This is a genomic window from Bacillus sp. K2I17 (assembly GCF_002209985.1).
GTDB classification, from domain to species: domain Bacteria; phylum Bacillota; class Bacilli; order Bacillales; family Bacillaceae_G; genus Bacillus_A; species Bacillus_A wiedmannii.
Map to the genome: position 1 here is coordinate 160,788 of NZ_NJGF01000010.1, position 19,726 is coordinate 180,513.

Here is a 19,726-nt window from a genome sequence, read left to right on the forward strand (position 1 = left end):
AAGAAATAGAAAAAAGCTATCTTATGATAAGAAAGATAGCTGAATATTTTGTATATTTAGTTTACTTCTTTTTTTAGATTTATTTGTTGTTCAAATGTGACAACTTTTTTATATTTTAATTGGTATAAAATGTAACAAAAAATCATAAATGGAATACCACAATAAAGAGCAATTCTCTGATCTGGAATGAAAGCTAAACTAACAAATGTAATGAAATTGAGTGAGAATGCTACGATTGGAACGATTGGATAAAGCGGTGTGCGATATTTTAAATCATTAATGTCCCCGCCGTTTTTTAAGAAATTTCTACGGAAGAAAAACTGTGAAGCTGCGATTGACATCCAAACTACGACAGCGGCCATAGCTGCAATAGATGTTAAAACTAAAAAGACAGTATCTGCCGCAAATATACTTGTTAATAGAGACAAACTTGCAAAAATTAGACTGAAAATTAATGCGTTTAGTGGCACTCCTTTTTTAGTTAACTTCGTAAAAGCTGGACTTGCCATTCCTTGTTTTGCCATCGCCCAAAGCATACGAGAATTTGCGTATAGACCAGAGTTGGCTACGGATAATACTGCTGTAATAATAACAAAGTTCATAATGTCAGCTGCATATGGAACACCAGCCACATCAAATATAAGTACAAATGGACTTTCGACTAGATTAGCCTCTTGCCATGGGAGTAAACCTACAACAACTGATATTGCTAGGACGAAGAAGAAGAGAGTTCGCCAAATGGTATTTTTAATCGCTTTTGGAATTGTTTTCTCAGGGTTTTCACTTTCTCCTGAAGCAATTCCGATTAATTCTGTTCCTTGGAAGGAGTAATTTACTGTAATCATCGTAAGAAGAACAGCTAATGCACCGTTTGGAAATAATCCGCCATTTTCAGTGAAATTGTGAAGCATTGGCGCTGGTTTTCCATTAAAGTCTAGTAGACCGAACATAACTGCACCACCGAGTACGATGAAAATAACAATGGTTGCGACTTTTACACTTGCGAACCAAAATTCTGCTTCTGCATATGCTTTTGCTGATAATGCGTTTACAAGAAAGAGTGCTGCTGCAAATGTAACACACCAAATCCACGAAGAAACGTCTGGAAACCAACGTTTCATTAAAATACTTACAGTTGTTAACTCTACCCCAACTGTAACAGCCCAATTTAACCAATACATCCAACCGACAACAAATCCAAAACCAGGTGAAATAAATTTGCTTGCATAGCTTTGGAATGAACCTGCTTCTGGCATAGCAACTGATAATTCACCAAGACATAACATCGTTAAATACATAACAAATCCACCGACTAAAAATGCAAGAATAGCACCACCAGGACCGGCATTATGGACGATTTGACCAGATCCCATAAATAGGCCAGTTCCGATAACACCACCAAGTGCAATCATAAATAGGTGTCTACTTTTCATTGTTCGTTTTAAATCTGTTTGTTCTACTTGTTGATTCATATGCCCCTCACCCCGTTATTTTCTTGTATGTATGAATTGATTTTCATTCCGAGTTTTTAATCATTAGTGGGGGATGTGAAACATACTCGGCTTATTTATTATGAAATGAATGGAGTATGTAAAATGCGAACTATGACTAAATACTCTAAGAATGTTTTTATTAACAAGGTGATATCTTCACTATGTTAATTATTTTGATTTTAGCAAAAATATTCAGAAAAGTATATTGTTTTTTCTTTTTATTAAAAATAATTAGAATTTTATAACAATGTAAGTGTGAACAATAATTCATAGAATCTTTCTAGCAAACTAGTAAGAAGAAAGGTACAATGATAAGAGGTATGTCTGTAAAATAATAATTAATGGAGTTTTGTTTAAAATGAAAAAGTTAAAATATCTTTTTGTTTTTGGAATTATATTTGCTGCCGCGTTTTTTATAGGGAAAGATAAAATTATACAAAAGGCGCAAGTGTTCCGTTTAGAGTTTTTATCTGAAATGAAAGAAGCGACTATGATTGAAAATGTTCCGTTTATAAAGCAGTTACCAGAATTACCTCGTGGATGTGAAGTTACAAGTTTGGCTATGTTGCTACAATACAAAGGTATACAAGTAGATAAGATGCAACTTGCTAGCGAAATTCATCGTGTTCCATTTGAACAAAATGGTTTACGTGGAAATCCTTATGAGGGGTTCGTTGGAAATATTTATACGAAGACAGAGCCAGGATATGGTGTATATAATCAACCCATTTTTAATTTAGCAGAAAAATATGCTCCTGAAAAAGTAGTTAATTTAACAGGTAGAGACGTGCAAGATATGTATAAAGTAGTTAGTTCCGGTTCGCCAGTATGGGTCATTATTAATACAACGTTTAAGCCACTAGCCGAGAGTAGTTTTGAAACATGGAATACAAGCTCTGGCGAAGTGAAAATTACATATTATGAACATAGTGTAGTAATAGTTGGGTATGATCAAAACTTTGTATATGTAAATGATCCACTTAAAAATAATCCGCGTTTTGCTGTTCCGCGAGCAGAGTTTGAGAAAGCTTGGGAGCAAATGGGGAAACAAGCGATTACTATTTTATAATACTGAAAAAGTCATCTTTTTGATGGCTTTTTATTTTTAAGTTATTATAACGGAAAATTCAGAAGATTCTTTTAAAAGTTAACGATTCACGCTATAATAACATTTAACTTGGTGAAGAAGGGGCGAAGAGAAATGGATGTTGCAAAGGAACTGGTTTTATCGAAAAATCAATTAATTGAGTGGAGAAGGCATTTTCATAAGTATCCAGAGTTATCTTTTCAAGAAGAAAAAACATCACAGTTTGTATTCGATATACTTCAAAAAATCCCATATTTAGAAGTGTCAAGACCTACTAAATATAGTGTAATGGCAAGGTTAATTGGTAAGCAACCTGGTAAAACCATCGCGGTTCGTGCTGACATGGACGCGCTTCCTATTCATGAAGAAAATGAGTTTGATTTTATTTCTACATATCCAGGTGTGATGCATGCATGTGGCCATGATGGACATATAGCGATATTACTTGGGGTCGTACATAAGTTAGTAGAAGAAAGAGAGAAGATTAAAGGAGAGATTCGTTTTCTCTTCCAACATGCAGAAGAAAACTTTCCTGGCGGTGCAGAGGAAATGGTTGCAGCGGGTGTAATGGAATGTGTGGATTATATTATTGGTGCTCACCTTTGGGCATCGTTAGAGGTTGGTAAAATAGGTGTAATTTATGGTCCTGCAATGGCAGCCCCAGATGTTTTTAAAATTACGATAGAAGGAAAAGGTGGACATGCTGGAATCCCTCATGAAACGGTTGATAGCATTGCAATCGGTACACAAGTTGTTTCGCAACTTCAGCACATTGTATCTCGCCTCACGAATCCATTAGATCCCCTTGTAGTATCTGTTACGCAATTTCATGCTGGGACAACCCATAATGTGATCCCAGAACAAGCGGAGATTGAAGGGACAGTGCGGAGTTTAAGACATGAGTTGCGAGAAGAAACAGAGAAAAGGATTGAACGAATTGTGAAGCATGTGACGGAATCTTACGGGGCGAAATATACATTTTCTTATGAATATGGATATCGACCAGTAGTAAATGATTATGAAGTTACAGAGATTATTGAGCAAACAGCATTACAGCTTTATGGAAGAGAGCAAGTTACTCGTTTACAGCCGACGATGGCTGGAGAAGATTTTTCAGCGTTTTTACAAAAGGCGCCAGGTACATTCTTTTTTATCGGAGCGGGAAATAACGAGAAAGGAATTATATATCCTCACCATCATCCTCGTTTTACGATTGATGAAGATGCATTACCGATTGGCGTGGAAGTCTTTGTATCATCCATTATGAATTTTATAAGTAAAGGAGAATGAGATGAAGAAAATACACGTATTAGCGCTTATTCCAGTTTTTTGTTTAGTTATTGGACCTGTATTTGCTAATTCAGTTACTCCTTACGTATTAGGGATGCCATTTTTATTGTTTTGGGTATTATTATCGGTGCTCATTACGTCTCTTTGTATGGGACTTGTGTACGTATTTGATCCTGCTAATAAGGGGGATGTAAAATGATCGCATTACTTATCATTATATTATTTTTGTTTCTTGCACTATTTTTAGGAATTCGGGCACAACATGGAAAAGATATGAATTTAGAGCAATGGTCAGTTGGTGGAAGAGGATTTGGCACTATTTTTGTTTTTCTTCTTATGGCAGGTGAAATTTATACGACGTTTACATTTTTAGGCGGAAGTGGATGGGCGTATAGTAAAGGAGCACCTACTTTCTATATTTTAGGTTATGGTGCACTAGCTTATATTTTATCTTACTTTTTATTGCCGCCAGTTTGGAAGTATGCGAAAGAGCATAATCTTGTTTCGCAGCCAGATTTTTTTGTGAAGAAATATAAGAGTCAGACACTTGGCATTATCGTTTCTGTCATTGGGGTTATTTCGATTATTCCATACCTTGTTTTACAGTTAAAAGGATTAGGAATTATCGTTTCGGAAGCATCTTACGGAAGGGTATCACCGGTTATTGCAGTGTGGATTGGTGCAATTGTTATAACGATATATGTAATGGTTTCAGGTATACACGGCTCTGCTTGGACAGCAGCTTTGAAGGATATTATGATACTGTTTATCGTTATGTTTTTAGGTATATATTTACCGTACCATTATTACGGGGGATTTCAGCCGATGTTTGAAGCGGTAGAAGCAGCGAAACCAGGATTTTTATCTTTACCTGATGAAGGGATGAGCATTTCTTGGTTTGTTTCTACTATTGTATTAACAGCTCTCGGTTTCTATATGTGGCCCCATACATTTGCTTCTGCTTTCTCTGCAAAAAATGAAAAAGTATTTAGGAAAAATGCGGCGATCATGCCCCTTTATTCTTTAGTATTGCTTTTCGTATTCTTTGCAGGTTTTGCTGCTATACTGCAAGTTCCAGGGTTAAAGGGAGGGGATGTAGACCTTTCGTTATTCCGTCTCGCTCTTCAAACATTTGATCCATGGTTTATTGGGATTATTGGTAGTGCAGGAGTATTAACAGCATTAGTTCCGGGTTCCATGCTTGTTATGGCGGCGTCTACTTTATTAGCAAAAAACATTTACCGAACAATGGTCCCATCTGCTTCAGATAGACAAGTTGCTAAAGTGGCAAAATTATTTGTGCCTGTAGTAACGCTTGTAGCTGTTTTGTTCACTTTTAAAGGTGGAGAAACAATAGGTGCACTTCTTTTAATGGGATATAGTATAGTGACACAACTTTTCCCTGCACTTGTATGTAGTTTGTTTCCACGTCAAGTTATTACGAAGCAAGGGGCAATTGCAGGGATGGGGATTGGGTTGTTAGTGGTCGCATATATTACTTTATCTGGTTCAACTATAGCTACGATGTTTCCAGCTTTCCCTCAATATATAAAAGATTTAAATGTAGGTATAGTCGCATTGTTAATGAATATGATTGTGATGTTTATCGTTAGCGGGTTCACGAGAAATGTGTCTATAAAGACAGACAATATAATAGTAGAAAAGTAATCCGTGTGCTAGAGCTATCTTTGAAAAGAGATAGCTCTTTTTTGTATATATTTTCTTCTATTAGCGGAATCTAACTAAAAACTTGTTGAAAAGGAAGTTAGGTGGGGGAATTGTTAGAGTTAAAAGGTAACTTATTTGAAGTTATGAAAGAAATTAGGGATGAGTTAGGTTCGCCTAATGATTTAACAATTAGGGAAGTTGCCCTTGCTGGTAGTTTTACACGCTGTGCGGTTATTTTTTTATGTGGGTTAACAGATAAGGATAATGTTTATAAATATGTAGTTCGTACACTTCAATATGAAGAAGTACAAAAAGAAGAAGCTGTTGTTCAAACGTTATTGGATCGCTTTATTTCTATTGCGGAAGTTGGTAAGAAGACAACGTTTCCGGATATTATAAATGCGATTTTAGCGGGAGATACAGTTATATTAATTGATAATATTCAAACCGCTATCGTGATTAATAGTAGAGCGTGGGAAAAAAGAAGTTTAGAACCGCCGGTAACAGAAGATTTAATACGTGGACCGAGGATTGGGTTAAATGAAGATATTAACGTGAATAAAATGTTAATTCGCCGTACTTTACGTGACCCGAAGCTGAGGTTTCAATCTTATATTATGGGGAAGAGATCCCAAAAAGAAGTGACGTTAGTATATATAGAAGACATTATTAACCCTTACATTGTAAAAGAGTTAGATCGGCGTCTTCAATCAATAGAGACAGATGTCGTTTTTGAGACGGGTACGATTGAGCAATTAATTCAAGATAATAATTTGTCACCGTTCCCGCAGTTTTTGAATACGGAAAGGCCTGATAATATTGTGGCCTCATTAGCGAAAGGAAAGGCTGCTATTTTGGTGGATGGATCACCGTTTGCCCTTATAGCTCCGTTAGTATTCGTTGATATTTTTCAATCTGTGGAAGATCACTATGAGCGTTGGGTAATTGGGACTTTATTAAGAATTTTGCGGATGGGTTCTGGCATAGTTGCAGTTTTAATGCCAGCGATGTATGTAGCTCTCGTATCATATCACCAAGGACTTATCCCTTCTAAACTGGCTTATTCAATCGCTGGAGCCAGGGAAGGTGTTCCGTTTCCAGCTTATATAGAAACGTTAATGATGGCATTAACGATGGAGTTAATACGAGAAGCGGGAATTAGGTTGCCGAAACCGATGGGGCAAACAATTGGGATTGTAGGTGGTCTTGTAATCGGAGAAGCAGCGGTGAACGCAGGAATTGTAAATCCGTTTTTAGTTATCATTATTGCGGTTACAGCTATTGCTACATTTTCACTGCCTGTATATAGTATTACGATTACGTTTCGGATTTTACTTTTTGTCTTTGTTTTAGCGGCGACTGCTTTTGGTTTGTATGGAATTATTTTAGCTCTTATTGCACTTGCGGTTCATATTACGAATTTGAAGAGTGTCGGGGTGCCGTATACAACGCCTATCGCTCCTGCATTTTATAAAGATTGGAAAGAAGAACTTATTCGTATGCCAAAATCGATGTTGAAAGAGAGACCGGAATATTTACAAACGAAAGACGCTACATTACGTCCAAAGGAGCGAGAGTAATTGAAACCATTTGAGTATGGCGATGAAGAGATTGGATCTCGGGAAATTGGGTTTGCGGTATCTTCAACAATTATTGGTATAGGAGCATTGTCTATGCCAAGAGATATCGCTAACCAAACTTTATTTTCAGACGGTTGGATTATTTTGCTTCTGGGTGGATTGATATGTGCAGTTTTAGGTTGGTTTGTAACGAGGATAGCTATTTTATTCCCGAAACAAAACTTTGTTCAATATACGAGTACGCATTTGACAAAGCCTGTTGCATACACAATTAGTAGCATTTTAGTATTAACGTTTGCTGCTTTGACAGCATATGAGTCACGAATGATTGCAATTATTTCACAAACATATTTATTTAGTGATACACCAATACAGCTACTCTCTTTCTTCTTCTTATTAGTTGTTATTTATGGAGTAGCAGGATCGAGAGCGGCTTTAGTAAGGTTAAATGTTCTATTCTTACCTATCGTGCTCATTGCGATAGTGTTGCTTTCTTTATTGAATATAAATTTAATGGAAATAAACAATTTACTACCAGCTTTTCAAACGAACGCAAGTCAATATGCTGTAGGAGTTAAAAACTCTATTTTCACATTTATCGGATTTGAGGTAGCTCTGTTTTATGCTGTGATGTTGAACGATAAGACAGCGAAAAAAGCGCCAATGGCAGTTGCAAAAGCAGTGATGGTAAATGTGCTGTCATACATTTTAATTTATGTAACTTGTATTAGCGTTTTTTCGTATATGACAACCCGTGGATTGACGTATCCAACAATTGAATTGGGTAAAGAAATTGAAATTGGTGGAGGTTTTTTAGAAAGATTTGATGCGATTTTTTTTACGACTTGGATTATTACTATTTATAACACTACAGCAATGTATTATGACGTCGCATCTTTATTGTTTTGTGCTATGTTTCCGAAAGTGAAGAAACATATTTTTATTTTCGTAAGTGCTCCTATTATTTTTATGGTGAATATGATACCGAGTAATTTAGATTCATTATCACATTACGGAACTTATTTAGCTTGGATAGATATGGGATTTGTTGTGTTAGCGCCTTTACTCGTTTTAATTGTATATAAAATAAAAAGAAGGAATGGTGGAAATGAAACACCTTCTTAAATTTATAATGGTTATAGCTGTAGTTGGATTTATGAGTGGGTGTTCTGAGTTAGAGGAGATAGAAGAAAGGGGATTTGTAGTAGGTGCAGCCTATGATATTGTGAAAAAAAAGAAATCAAATCCAATTATGAAAGGGACGTATCAGATGGTACTTCCCAGTAAGTTAGCGCAGCAAGGTGGCCAAAGCGGTCGAGATAGTGAGAATTATATTAATGTTAGTGCGAAAGCAGATAGTGTCTTTGAGCAAATACGAATTATCTCTAAAAAAATTAGTCGCTCATTATTCTTTCCGCACATACAAGTGATAATTTTTTCTAAAGATTTATTAGCGAATCCATATGTTTTACAAAATACGTTAGATGTATATATTCGTGATCACGAGATGAGAAGAAATATTCGTTTGTTCGTTTCTAAGAAAAATGCAGAAGCTATTTTAAAGCAGAGTGCCAAGCCTGAGAACTTACCGGCGCAGTATATTGATATGTTAGCTGAGCATCCTCCGAAAAATGCTCAAATGATTGAAGCTGCAAGAATTGGTGAGGTACAGCAAAAAATGATTGCTAACCGAAGTTTCGTATTACCTATTCTAGAACTAACAAAGCAGGGGGTACAAATGAACGGGGCAGCGTTGTTTCGTGGAAAAGATAATAAGTGTGTAGGCAGTTTGAATGGAGAAGAAACATTAGGAATGAATTATGTAATAGGTAAAAAAATTGGAGGGTTCTTTACTATCCGTAAACAAGGTCAGCTTGTTACATACGAAATTCATAAGATGCGCCGAAAGATTAAAGTATCTACGGAAAATGCTACAAAACCGAAGTTTGATATCCATTTATCTTTGGAAGGGACTTTAGCAGAGTTACATTTTAGTGATCATAAACAAATTATGAATGAAAAGGGATTAAAGAAAACCATTGCGGAAGAAATGGAGAAGCGTATCCAAAAATCGATTAAGCTTGTTCAAAAAAAATATAAGGTAGATGTATTAGCGTTAGGAGAAGTATATAAGCGGCATAATTATAAAGAATGGAAGAAGATAGATAAGAATTGGGATCAAGGTGAAAATTACTTTAGTAATGCGGAGGTTACTGTTCATGTTCACCCGACAATTGAGCATTCAGGTTCCGCCTTACCGAAAAGAGTGAAATAAGGTGATGTAAGTTGTTTACTGGATTAGGGATTAGTTGCACGATATTAATGGCAGTTCTTCCGGGAGCCATATACTTTATTCATAAGAAACTCACAACGTATGGAGCACAGCCTTGGAATACTGATGCACAAAAAAAGAAACCTGAATGATTTCAGGTTTCTTTCGCGCAAAGCAAATGTGAAGGGGGATACCTTCTATGTATGCTTTGCTTATAAAAGCCCTAACCAATGTACCAATTGTGTAGAGAGGAATGTCACAACAATGGCGATAACGGTAGGGATTGCAAACGATAAGAATGTCCATTTTGCACTTTTTGTTTCTTTATATATGTTAACCAGTGTTGTTCCACATGGGAAATGAAGAAGTGAGAACAACATTGTGTTTAACGCTGTTAACCAAGTCCAGCCATTTTCTAAGAATAGATTTTTAATTTGGTTAAAATCATCTATTTCAGTTAAAGCTCCGGTTGATAAGTAAGACATTAATAAAATCGGGATAACAATTTCATTCGCTGGTAGTCCAAGAATGAACGCAGCTAAAATGAATCCATCAAGTCCTAACATTTTAGCGAATGGATCTAGGAAGTTTACAAAATACATAAGTAAGCTTGTGTCACCGATGAAAATATTAGCTAGTAACCAAGTTAATGCAGCCGCAGGGGCAGCTACAACGATAGCTCGTTTTAAAACATAAATTGATTTATCGAGTGTTGCACGTACAATTGTATTCCAAACTTTTGGCTTACGGTACGGTGGTAACTCAAGAGTGTAGTGAGTTGGCACACCTTTTAAAGCTGTTTTTGATAGTACCCAAGAAACAGTTAATGTCATAATAACACCAATTACAACCATTCCAACTACAACGCCAGCAGTAACTAATGTTTGTATACTACCTGTATAACCAGCAGCCATAAATAATGAAGCCATTAAAATTAACATAGGCCAGCGACCGTTACAAGGAACGAAGTTGTTTGTTAAGATTGCAAGCATACGTTCACGTGGTGATTCAATAATACGCGTTGACATAATAGCGGCTGCATTACAACCAAATCCCATTGCCATTGTTAAAGATTGTTTGCCATGTGCACCGGAACGTTTAAATAAGCGATCCATATTAAAAGCGACACGTGGTAAATATCCGTAGTTTTCTAATAGTGCGAACATAGGGAAAAAGATTGCCATAGGTGGCAACATAACGCTAATAACAGCACCGATACCACGGAATAAACCAAGTATTAAAATGCCATGTAGCCATTCGGGTGCATGTGCTGCCTGGAACCAAGATGTTAAATATCCTTCGGCCCATCCGAAAAACTCAGCAATCATATCAGATGGTACGTTAGCACCTGCAATTGTAAGATAAAAAATAATAGATAAAATACCGAGCATAATTGGAAATCCCCAGATTGGAGATGTGAAAATTTTATCTAGTTTTTCAGAACGATACAATTTATCAGTATTTGTATATTGAACAGACTCTTTACATATGCTTGCAGATGTTCGATAAATATCTCCGACAATATCATCTCGTATATCTTCTTTTGAGAGTGCTTGTGCATGTTGAATAATATAGTCTAATGGAAGAGCTTTACTGGCTGAGTGAGATTCCATTCATTACGACCTCCCTTACAAGTGGTTCATTATGGTGTTTTTGAAGTGTAGTTAAGAAATTTTTATCTCCATCTAATATACGTAACGCAATCCAACGTGCTGGATACGTATCACCGAACACTTTATAAATTTGTGGTTCTAATTCCTGAATCATATTTTCGATTTTTTCACTGTAAGAAATTTTAATTGGTGTTGGAATTAATTTTTTATTTGCTACTTTAGCGATAACACTTAGCAAATGCCCAATACCTACTCGGTTACGAGCAGAAATCTTAACTACAGGTACACCGAGCGATTTTGCTAATTTCTTTTCATCAATAACGATGCCTTTTTTCTCCGCTTCATCAATTAAATTAATACAAATGACTACATTGCTTGTCATTTCCATCACTTGGAGGGCTAAATTTAAATTTCTTTCCATTGCAGTTGCATCTATAACAACTACAGTTACTTCTGGTTTTTCAAATATAATATAATCTCTTGCTACTTCTTCATCCGCAGAATTTGAATATAGTGAGTAAGTTCCAGGTAAATCTATTAATGTATATTTACTTCCGTTATGTTCGTATTCCCCTTCAGCTTTTAAAACAGTTTTCCCCGTCCAGTTTCCAGTATGTTGTTTTAAGCCTGTTAAAGTATTAAATAATGTACTTTTCCCGGTGTTCGGGTTGCCAGCTAAAGCAATACGATGTTTGCTCATCTGAAATCATCTCCTATTAATACCCCGAAAATAAGGGAACTTTCTTCCTTACGTAGTGCGATAGTTGTATTGCTTACTTGATAAGCGACCGGATCTCCAAGTGGACTGCGCTGTAATACTTTAATTGTTGCCCCAGGGATAAATCCTAAGTCTAATAAACGTCGTTTCATAGTTCCTTCTAATTGTATCTTCTCAATTTGTACAAACTCTCCTGTCTTAAACTCGGAAAGTGGTTTTGTATTAGCCGATACCATAAAAGTTACCTCATCTCTATATTGTTTGTTTAAGTTTAAAAAGTTTCCTTAGGTAAACTTTTTGTTAATAATATAGTAGACTACATTGGATGATGCTGTCAATTGGTACTTTAAAAATATTCATTTATTTTTAGAATTGTTCCAATTTATTTAGTTGTACTAAAAAATATTACTGAAATTCTGTTGAATGTAAATAAAGTAAGAGTGTAAAAGTTAAAAGATACAATGTATTTGTAAATGTATTTTTAATTAAAAGGGGAAAAGAGCGAAAAACATTTACATTGAATTTACATTGTTAAGAATAAATTTACATTACAGCTTAATTCGTGTGGATTTTGTTGGGTTCTTTAACTATAAATGTTGGGATTCCTAGCTTTTAAGGGCTATTATCGTCATTTACTTAAAATTAAAAATTGCTTAACACTCACATAATATTGTTGTCCTACAATGAATTTGTGTTCGAAAGAAAATGAATTCGAAAAGTGAGAATCCAAATGGGGGTACAAGACATGGTTATGAAAAAAGGTATTAAATTTTCTTTAGCGGCTTTAGTGGTAGCAGGAGCGTTAGTTGGATGTGGGAAAGCAGATGATACAGCTAGTAAAGAAACTGCTAAAGGAAGCGATAATACAAAACAAGAATTATCAGGTACGATTGCAGCAGCTGGTTCTACAGCTCTTCTACCTCTTGCGGAGGAAGCTGGAAAGAAATTCATGGAGAAAAATTCAAAAGTTTCTATTCAAGTGCAAGGCGGCGGTAGTGGAACTGGGATTAACCAAGTAGCATCGGGTGCAGTACAAATTGGTAATTCAGATGTTCCATCAGGGGATAAAATAAAAGATGCTGAAAAAGCGAAAGAATTAGTAGATAACAAGGTTGCGGGTATTGCATTCGCGCTTGTCGTAAATAAAGATGTAAAAGTTGATAACTTAACAGTGCAACAAGTACAAGATATCTTCACTGGGAAAGTAACAAACTGGAAAGAGGTAGGCGGGAAAGATGAAAAAATCAACGTAATTAACCGTCCAGCTTCATCTGGTACACGTGCTACATTTGAAAAGACAGTTATGAAAGAAGCGAAAATTAACGATGGAACTGGTACAACACAAGATTCTAACGGTGCAGTAGAGCAAGCGATCAATTCTACTCCAGGTTCAGTAAGTTATTTAGCAATGTCTTACATGGTTGGCGATAAAAAAGGTGCGCTACAAACAGTGAAAATTGATGGTTCTGAACCAAAAGTTGAAAACATTTCGTCTGGTAAATATCCATTCTGGTCTTACGAGTACATGGTAACAAAAGGTGAAGCGAAAGAAGCAACGAAAGCTTACATTGATTATGTAAAAGGCAAAGACTTTGAAAAGCAAGTAGAAGATATGGGTTACATCCCAATGTCTAAATTAAATAAGTAATAAATTTTTATGGGGCTGGCTGCAAGGCCAGTCCTGTTCATTTCAATCTATGAAGTGGGGTCTGACCTGTGATGAAGGGGAAAAAACAAATTAATTACGTAAAAAGTGAATATATAGGAAGATCGCTTGTTACGTTTTGTGGTATTTTTATTGTTTTAATTACATTAGCTATTATTGCTTTTATTTGCGGTAAAGGTATTCAATCTTTTACACAAAGTGGTATCTCATTTACTGAGATGTTAACATCGACAAAATGGAATCCAAATGCTGACGAAGGAACCTTCGGGGCTTTGATTTTTATTGTAGGTTCAACGGTGGTTTCGTTAGGTGCGGTTATTATTAGTGCGCCAATTGCTATAGCTCTTGCTATATTCATGAATTTAATTTCGCCAAAGTTTGGAAATAAAGTATTGAAGCCCGTTTTAGAATTATTAGTTGGTATTCCTTCGGTTGTATACGGATTATTAGGGGTTACGATTTTAGTGCCACTATTACGTGATTCGTTCGGGGGAGTGGGATTTAGTCTAATTGCGGGTATTGTTGTATTAAGTATTATGATTTTACCTACTATTGCTAGTATCGCTTCTGATGCAATACGCTCTGTTCCATTTGATTATTTAGAAGCTTCTTATGGTCTAGGATCGACGAAATGGCAAGCGGTTAGCCGAGTGATTGTTCCTGCTGCGAAAAAAGGGATTTTAACAGGTGTTGTTTTAGGTTTAGCGCGTGCTTTTGGTGAAGCATTAGCGGTTCAAATGGTAATCGGGAACACAATTAAATTACCAGAAGGAATATATAGCCCGACAGCGACGTTAACTGGTATTTTGACAATGGACATGACAAATACATTAAACGGAACTGCTTGGAATAATGCGCTATGGACTTTAGCGATGATTTTACTTGTTATTTCATTCCTGTTTATTTTAGTAATTCGAGCGATTGGGCAAAGAGGTGAGCGATAATAATGAATGCAAGAACGGTAAATAAAATTTGGACAGGTATCTTTTATGCAGTTGCAGCTTTAGTTGTAGCTCTGCTAGTATTCTTAGTGTTTGAAATTCTGCAAAAGGGATGGGGATTTTGGGATCCTGATTTCTTGTTTGGAGAACCAAGTAATACAAGAGCTGGTGGTGGGATTGGTCCACAGTTATTCAATTCCTTCTACATGCTTGTTATAACGCTTGTTATATCTATTCCTCTTGGGTTAGGGGCTGGAATATATTTAGCAGAGTACGCAAAACAAGGGCGCTTTTTAAATTTTGTTCGTTTATGTATTGAGACAATGGCGTCGTTACCTTCGATTGTTGTTGGTTTATTCGGTTTGTTAGTGTTCGTTACCATGACAGGTTGGGGATACACAGTAATGGGCGGTGCTCTTGCTTTAACTATTTTAAACTTACCAGGTTTAACACGTGTTTGTGAAAATGCGATTTCAGAAGTGCCTCATAATGTAAAAGAGGCAAGTCTTGGATTAGGTGCAACGAAATGGCAAACAATTGCTCGTATCATTATTCCGTCGTCATTACCGCAAATTATTACAGGTATTATTTTAGCGGCAGGTCGTATATTTGGTGAAGCGGCAGCGTTAATTTACACAGCGGGTTTAACATCCCCGATTTTAAATTCAGCAGCGGACTTCTCAAGTCCTGCCCATCCTCTAAATCCATTTAGACCAGCTGAAACGTTAGCGGTTCACATTTGGAAGTTAAATTCTGAAGGAGTTATTCCGGATGCAAAGTTGATTGCGACAAAATCTGCAGCTGTATTAATTATTATGGTATTACTATTCAATGTTATTTCGCGCTTGGTAGCATCTATATTGCATAAGCGTTTTACAGGAACGAAAAGAAAAAGTAAAACGACGAAGAAGGTAAAAGCAGCATAAAATACAAAAAGAACTCTCTACTTATAAGTAGAGAGTTCTTTTTGTATTTTAATATAGAAGGAATGGATGTAATGATTGTTGAATTTGTAATTGATTATATAGATGAATAGGTACAGATGAGAGGAGAAGTTAATTTGTTTTTTCTACAAATGTCAGGTTTTCCTGGATCGGGAAAATCGACAGTTTCTAAGTATATAGCGAAGTTAACAGGTGCTGTAATTGTAGATCATGACGTTTTGAAATCGGCATTGTTACAATCATTAGAAATGAAAGGGGTTGAATCGACAATTGTTGGAGGAGTATCATACGATATTGAATGGGCATTGATTGATTCTTATTTAGAACAAGGGCATAGTGTTATATTGGATAGTCCGTGTCTATATGAAGGGATGGTTGAAAAAGGAATAAAATTGTCTAATAAACATGGTGTAAAATATAAATATATCGAATGTTACCTTAATGATATGGAAGAGATTAATCATAGGCTGCAAACACGTAAACGTATGGCCAGTCAGATTGGAAAAGTGGATTCGGAAGTAGCTTTTAAAAAGTGGTTAGATGGTAGTAAGAGACCTTCGAATACTGAATTTCTTATTGTAGATTCTGATAAACCTCTAGAGCGATATGCTCAAAAAATGATGGATTATATGAGTAGGTAGAGAAAAGCGTTATCTTCATTCATGAAGATAACGCTTTTCTTTTAAATATCAGGTGTTTCTGTGGAAGTGCTTATTTTTCTACGAGAGCGTCTTTTTCTCCCGATTTTATCTAATAGTTCATACATAACTGGAACGACTACTAATGTAAGAACGGTTGAGACTGCTAAACCACCGATGACAACGACGGCAAGACTTTTTGATACCATGCTTCCTGCTTGCGATTGACCAAATAGGAGAGGGAGCATAGCGACGATTGTTGTTATAGCTGTCATAATGATTGGACGTAATCTAGTGGATCCCGCTTCTAGTAAGGCATCTCTTGTTTCCATTCCGTGTTCCCGATTTTGTTGCACTCTTTCTATTAATACAATCGCGTTTGTAACGACAATCCCGATTAACATTAATGCGCCGATCAAGGAATTTACATCAACGGGTGTTCCTGAAATGATTAATCCTAAAATACCGCCAACAGCAGCTAATGGTAAGGAGAACAAAATTGCAAAAGGAGCGCGCGCCTGTCCGAAGGTGATAACCATAATTAAATATACAATCCCGATTGCAATCCCCATAATTTTGAATAAATCTGTGAAGTTCTCTTGCATAGATTCAGTTGCACCTGCAATAGTTACTTTTGCGCCGCTAGGTAAGTCTAAGTTAGCTATCGTTTCGTTTACTTCTGCGCTTACTTTACTTAAATCTTCATTTGAGGCCTCGGCAGTAATTTGAATCGTTTCTTTTCCGTCTTTATGGAAGACTTCTGTTTGAAGTTTCTTTTCTGAAATAGTTGCAATGTCTTTTAAAGGAATTGGTCCATTGATAGGTGATAGTATGTTTGTGTTTAAAATGTCTTCTTGTTTAGTGATGTTTTCTTTTTTGTGTTCTATTATAATAGTTGTTTTTTCATTATTGATTGAAACTTCACCAATAGGTGATTTCTTCATAAGGAATGCTACTTGTTGTGCTGCTAATTCTGGTGTTAAGCCTAGTTGTTCGGCCTTTGTTTGATCAACATGGATTTGCCATTCTTTCTTAGAGTCTTCTAAATTTGTTTTTACTTTAGAGAGAGCAGCCATATCTTTTAGTTTTGTTTCGACGATAGTAGCAGCCTCTTTTAAATTCGTTTCGTTAGTTGCTGTTACGTTAAATTGCAAATTGTTGCCACCACCAGAGCTTGAATAACTCGTTTTTATATAATCTAGTTCAGCAGGCTCAAAAGCTTTATGTTCTTTCTTTAACTCTTTAATATATTGATCAATATCAGAGCCTTTTTTGAAGACTACAAATATACTGGCAAGATTATTTTTTGTCGTTTGCCCCCATTGTGCATCTTCTGCGCTAGATCCCATTCGTAAAATAACATCTGTTACATCCGAATTAGAAAGTAATTTCTTTTCGAAATCGAAGGCTTTTTGTTTTTGTGTTTCAGGAGCGTAATCAGCTGGGAAAGTCATATTAATAGATAACATTGTGTCGTCTTCAGATTTTATGTTCGCTTTCGGTAGTAATACATAGGCTGCAATCGATCCTGCGAATAATAAAAAAGCAGTAAGTAAAATAATGAATTTATGCGAAAGAGCCCACTTTAATGTAGCAACATATCGTGGTGAAGAACTTGGCTTTTTGTGCTTTGTTTTTTTGAGTAGTAAAAAAGCCATAAGTGGAACAACTGTTAGTGCAACGATTAAGGATGATAGTATAGAATATACAACTGCTAATACCATAGGTAACATTAATTTTCCGATTACTCCTGATACGAGGCCGATAGGTAAGAAAACAGCGACTGTTGTTAAAGTAGAAGAAGTAATTGCGACGGCGACCTCTTTCGTTGCATCGAGAATAATATCTTTAGAGAAAGATTCTTTTTGTAAACGACGGAAAATATTCTCGATGACAACGATACTATCATCAACGAGACGTCCAACTGCAACTGCTAAACCACCGAGCGTTAAGGTGTTAAGTGTGATGTTAGATTGGTGTAGTAAAAAGAGTGTTAATAAAATAGATAATGGAATACTGACAACGGCGATGAGTGTCGTTCGGAAGTTACGCAAAAAGATTAAGATAATTAGAGTTGCAGCAATTGCTCCAAGAATTACTTCTTTGCCCATACTAGTAACAGCATTTTCAACTTGCTCATGAGTTGAGGCTAAAAGTTTAATAGAAAACTGATCTTTATATTGTTTACTTATATCTTTGATTTTCTTATCGATTTCCTTTCCGATTGCAACTGCATTTTTACTTGGCTCTTTCATGATGATTAATCCGGTTCCTTCTTCTCCGTTTATATGCGAGATTGTATCGTAGTGTTGTTTAAGTTCGATTTGAGCAACATCTTGCAATTTTACTTGAGGTGCAACGGTTATGTTTTTAATATCATCTACATTTTTTATATCCCCAATGACACGAAGGTTATATTCTTCTTTATTAACGGTAATTGCTCCAGCTGGAGTAGAAGTTTCTTTTCCTTGTAAAACTTTTAATATTTGTTCTGTTGTTACGTTTTTATCTTTTAATTGGTTTGGGTCTAGTATGATAGATAATTCAGAGGCTGATTTTCCGAAAAACATAACGTTGGCAACACCATCAATGCTTTCGAGTTGTGGTACGATTTCTTTTTCGATTTGTTTTTCATCTGCTTTTGAAAATCCGTTTTGCTTCTGGATAGCAATTTGAGCGAGTGGAATCATAGAAGTATTTAATTGGCTAACTATGGGTTTAGTTGCATCCTTAGGTAATTTAATTGTGTTAATGGCCTTTTCAACTTCGCGTGCTGCGTCTTTCATGTTTGCTTTGGATGTATACGCGATATCGATACGTGATAACCCCTCGTGCGTAGAAGAGGTGATGCTGTCGATGTGTTCTAAATTGCGAAATTGTTTTTCGAGGGGATCAGTTACTTCTTTTGTCATCGCTTCAGCGTCGAGTCCTTGAGATAAGGTTGTGACAGTGACTGCTGGATTATCGATGCTTGGTAAAAATTCCATAGGTAATTTAGATCCGGAATAAACGCCAAGTACGGAAATGAGAAAAACCATGATGATAACAGCGGCGCGGTTTTTTAATGAAAACTTTGTTAACCTATCCATAAAGTAATTCCTCCATTGGTTTATTTATAGTTGAGTACGTCCTTCCTTACTATATAACAAAAAATGGATATTTTTCATTAATTAAATGTAAAAAAATTCTAACAATAATCTTAAGTTAATGTTTTTGTTGGAATTTCGTTATTTATTCCGCTATTCGCCGAGCGATAAGACTATTACCTAATCGAGCTGTCTGTAAACAACCGATTCGTTCAATTAATAGTTTGTGTGGAGGAACAAAACTAAAAATCGGCATGTTTGCTTTATGTAGGAAGTGGTGAATCTGTTTTTTTAGTTTGGATTGATTTGTTTTTTATATTGTTAGTCTATAGAGAAGTAAATGATCAGGGCTTTAATATAGAAGAGAATGAAAATCTAGGAAGGGGTTATGAAATACAGTTTGGTTAACTAGAGTGTATTGGTATACAATTTAAATAGCTGTTTTCCATAGATGGGAGGAGGTGTCTCTATATAGAAGAAAGTAGGATGGATATTTTTTTGTGTTTTTTTTAAAAAACACTTGTTATTTAAAAATCATGATGGTATATTAATAAACGTCGCTGACGCGGAAACGCAGAAAACGACAAAAAAGAAATTTTAAAACGTAGTTGACATCGAAAAATGAAGATGTTAATATGATGAAGTCGCTTCTGAAGTGGCAGACAAGTTCTTTGAAAACTGAACGAAACAAACAACGTGAAACGTCAATTTTTATTTTTAGATGCTAGAC

At 35.9% G+C, this 19,726-nt stretch carries 17 protein-coding genes; 12 read left to right on the forward strand and 5 right to left on the reverse strand.

Going from position 1 to position 19,726, the window contains the following annotated elements; genetic code table 11:
- Nucleotides 1–56: 56 nt before the first annotated feature.
- The gene (locus CER22_RS14465; RefSeq protein ID WP_088061927.1) at nt 57–1,472 is read right to left on the reverse strand and encodes an amino acid permease; all 1,416 of its coding nucleotides are present in this window, start codon (nt 1,470–1,472) and stop codon (nt 57–59) included.
- 379 nt (nt 1,473–1,851) lie between these two features.
- On the opposite strand from CER22_RS14465, the gene CER22_RS14470 reads away from it, so the two are divergent.
- The 8 genes from CER22_RS14470 (at nt 1,852) to CER22_RS33065 (ending at nt 9,542) form a co-directional block, all read left to right on the forward strand.
- Nucleotides 1,852–2,562: a C39 family peptidase gene (locus CER22_RS14470; protein ID WP_088061929.1), complete on the forward strand. Its 711-nt coding sequence runs from the start codon at nt 1,852–1,854 to the stop codon at nt 2,560–2,562.
- Nucleotides 2,563–2,694: 132 nt separating this feature from the next.
- On the forward strand, nt 2,695–3,870 hold the full coding sequence (locus CER22_RS14475; RefSeq protein ID WP_088061931.1) for an amidohydrolase: 1,176 nt from the start codon (nt 2,695–2,697) through the stop codon (nt 3,868–3,870).
- A gap of 1 nt (nt 3,871) precedes the next feature.
- Nucleotides 3,872–4,069, forward strand: a complete 198-nt coding sequence (locus CER22_RS14480; RefSeq protein WP_087983279.1) for a DUF3311 domain-containing protein — start codon at nt 3,872–3,874, stop codon at nt 4,067–4,069.
- Nucleotides 4,066–5,538 (forward strand): sodium:solute symporter family protein, encoded by a 1,473-nt coding sequence (locus CER22_RS14485; RefSeq protein WP_088061933.1) that lies wholly within the window; start codon nt 4,066–4,068, stop codon nt 5,536–5,538. The genes CER22_RS14480 and CER22_RS14485 overlap by 4 nt, the downstream gene beginning before the upstream one ends.
- Before the next feature lie 101 nt (nt 5,539–5,639).
- Nucleotides 5,640–7,118 (forward strand): spore germination protein GerLA, encoded by a 1,479-nt coding sequence (gene gerLA, locus CER22_RS14490; RefSeq protein ID WP_097890002.1) that lies wholly within the window; start codon nt 5,640–5,642, stop codon nt 7,116–7,118.
- Nucleotides 7,119–8,243 (forward strand): spore germination protein GerLB, encoded by a 1,125-nt coding sequence (gene gerLB, locus CER22_RS14495; protein WP_088061935.1) that lies wholly within the window; start codon nt 7,119–7,121, stop codon nt 8,241–8,243.
- On the forward strand, nt 8,227–9,393 hold the full coding sequence (locus CER22_RS14500; protein WP_141542837.1) for a Ger(x)C family spore germination protein: 1,167 nt from the start codon (nt 8,227–8,229) through the stop codon (nt 9,391–9,393). Before gerLB ends, CER22_RS14500 begins: the two co-directional genes overlap by 17 nt.
- Before the next feature lie 11 nt (nt 9,394–9,404).
- Nucleotides 9,405–9,542, forward strand: a complete 138-nt coding sequence (locus CER22_RS33065) for a hypothetical protein (protein WP_000493989.1) — start codon at nt 9,405–9,407, stop codon at nt 9,540–9,542.
- Nucleotides 9,543–9,602: 60 nt separating this feature from the next.
- Here CER22_RS33065 and CER22_RS14510 read toward each other — a convergent pair whose 3' ends face one another.
- The 3 genes from CER22_RS14510 to CER22_RS14520 are packed head-to-tail and all read right to left on the reverse strand — an operon-like array spanning nt 9,603 to nt 11,957.
- Nucleotides 9,603–11,003 (reverse strand): nucleoside recognition domain-containing protein, encoded by a 1,401-nt coding sequence (locus CER22_RS14510; protein WP_088608993.1) that lies wholly within the window; start codon nt 11,001–11,003, stop codon nt 9,603–9,605.
- The gene (locus CER22_RS14515; RefSeq protein ID WP_046953769.1) at nt 10,981–11,703 is read right to left on the reverse strand and encodes a FeoB small GTPase domain-containing protein; all 723 of its coding nucleotides are present in this window, start codon (nt 11,701–11,703) and stop codon (nt 10,981–10,983) included. The genes CER22_RS14510 and CER22_RS14515 overlap by 23 nt, the downstream gene beginning before the upstream one ends.
- The gene (locus CER22_RS14520; protein WP_000252989.1) at nt 11,700–11,957 is read right to left on the reverse strand and encodes a FeoA family protein; all 258 of its coding nucleotides are present in this window, start codon (nt 11,955–11,957) and stop codon (nt 11,700–11,702) included. Before CER22_RS14520 ends, CER22_RS14515 begins: the two co-directional genes overlap by 4 nt.
- Nucleotides 11,958–12,466: 509 nt before the next feature.
- On the opposite strand from CER22_RS14520, the gene CER22_RS14525 reads away from it, so the two are divergent.
- The 4 genes from CER22_RS14525 to CER22_RS14540 all read left to right on the forward strand — a co-directional run bounded on the left by CER22_RS14525 (nt 12,467) and on the right by CER22_RS14540 (nt 15,913).
- Complete coding sequence (locus tag CER22_RS14525) at nt 12,467–13,369, forward strand: phosphate ABC transporter substrate-binding protein PstS family protein (RefSeq protein WP_000245097.1); 903 nt, start codon at nt 12,467–12,469, stop codon at nt 13,367–13,369.
- Nucleotides 13,370–13,440: 71 nt separating this feature from the next.
- Complete coding sequence (gene pstC / locus CER22_RS14530) at nt 13,441–14,331, forward strand: phosphate ABC transporter permease subunit PstC (protein ID WP_000676675.1); 891 nt, start codon at nt 13,441–13,443, stop codon at nt 14,329–14,331.
- Nucleotides 14,332–14,333: 2 nt separating this feature from the next.
- Nucleotides 14,334–15,254: a phosphate ABC transporter permease PstA gene (gene pstA / locus CER22_RS14535; RefSeq protein WP_048562942.1), complete on the forward strand. Its 921-nt coding sequence runs from the start codon at nt 14,334–14,336 to the stop codon at nt 15,252–15,254.
- A gap of 134 nt (nt 15,255–15,388) precedes the next feature.
- Nucleotides 15,389–15,913: an AAA family ATPase gene (locus CER22_RS14540; protein WP_088608994.1), complete on the forward strand. Its 525-nt coding sequence runs from the start codon at nt 15,389–15,391 to the stop codon at nt 15,911–15,913.
- Nucleotides 15,914–15,954: 41 nt separating this feature from the next.
- Here the strand turns inward: CER22_RS14540 and CER22_RS14545 are convergent, their stop codons facing one another.
- Nucleotides 15,955–18,999, reverse strand: a complete 3,045-nt coding sequence (locus CER22_RS14545; RefSeq protein ID WP_088061946.1) for an efflux RND transporter permease subunit — start codon at nt 18,997–18,999, stop codon at nt 15,955–15,957.
- Nucleotides 19,000–19,726 lie beyond the last annotated feature (727 nt).

What these genes read in the sequence shown, in the direction of transcription:
- CER22_RS14475 (WP_088061931.1), top strand. Translation starts at nt 2,695, where the DNA reads ATGGATGTTGCAAAGGAACTGGTTTTATCGAAAAATCAATTAATTGAG.
- pstA (WP_048562942.1), top strand. Translation starts at nt 14,334, where the DNA reads ATGAATGCAAGAACGGTAAATAAAATTTGGACAGGTATCTTTTATGCA.
- CER22_RS14515 (WP_046953769.1), bottom strand. Translation starts at nt 11,703, where the DNA reads ATGAGCAAACATCGTATTGCTTTAGCTGGCAACCCGAACACCGGGAAA.
- CER22_RS14485 (WP_088061933.1), top strand. Translation starts at nt 4,066, where the DNA reads ATGATCGCATTACTTATCATTATATTATTTTTGTTTCTTGCACTATTT.
- CER22_RS14470 (WP_088061929.1), top strand. Translation starts at nt 1,852, where the DNA reads ATGAAAAAGTTAAAATATCTTTTTGTTTTTGGAATTATATTTGCTGCC.
- CER22_RS14525 (WP_000245097.1), top strand. Translation starts at nt 12,467, where the DNA reads ATGGTTATGAAAAAAGGTATTAAATTTTCTTTAGCGGCTTTAGTGGTA.
- CER22_RS14480 (WP_087983279.1), top strand. Translation starts at nt 3,872, where the DNA reads ATGAAGAAAATACACGTATTAGCGCTTATTCCAGTTTTTTGTTTAGTT.
- CER22_RS14500 (WP_141542837.1), top strand. Translation starts at nt 8,227, where the DNA reads ATGAAACACCTTCTTAAATTTATAATGGTTATAGCTGTAGTTGGATTT.
- CER22_RS14545 (WP_088061946.1), bottom strand. Translation starts at nt 18,999, where the DNA reads ATGGATAGGTTAACAAAGTTTTCATTAAAAAACCGCGCCGCTGTTATC.
- CER22_RS14510 (WP_088608993.1), bottom strand. Translation starts at nt 11,003, where the DNA reads ATGGAATCTCACTCAGCCAGTAAAGCTCTTCCATTAGACTATATTATT.
- CER22_RS14465 (WP_088061927.1), bottom strand. Translation starts at nt 1,472, where the DNA reads ATGAATCAACAAGTAGAACAAACAGATTTAAAACGAACAATGAAAAGT.
- CER22_RS14520 (WP_000252989.1), bottom strand. Translation starts at nt 11,957, where the DNA reads ATGGTATCGGCTAATACAAAACCACTTTCCGAGTTTAAGACAGGAGAG.
- pstC (WP_000676675.1), top strand. Translation starts at nt 13,441, where the DNA reads ATGAAGGGGAAAAAACAAATTAATTACGTAAAAAGTGAATATATAGGA.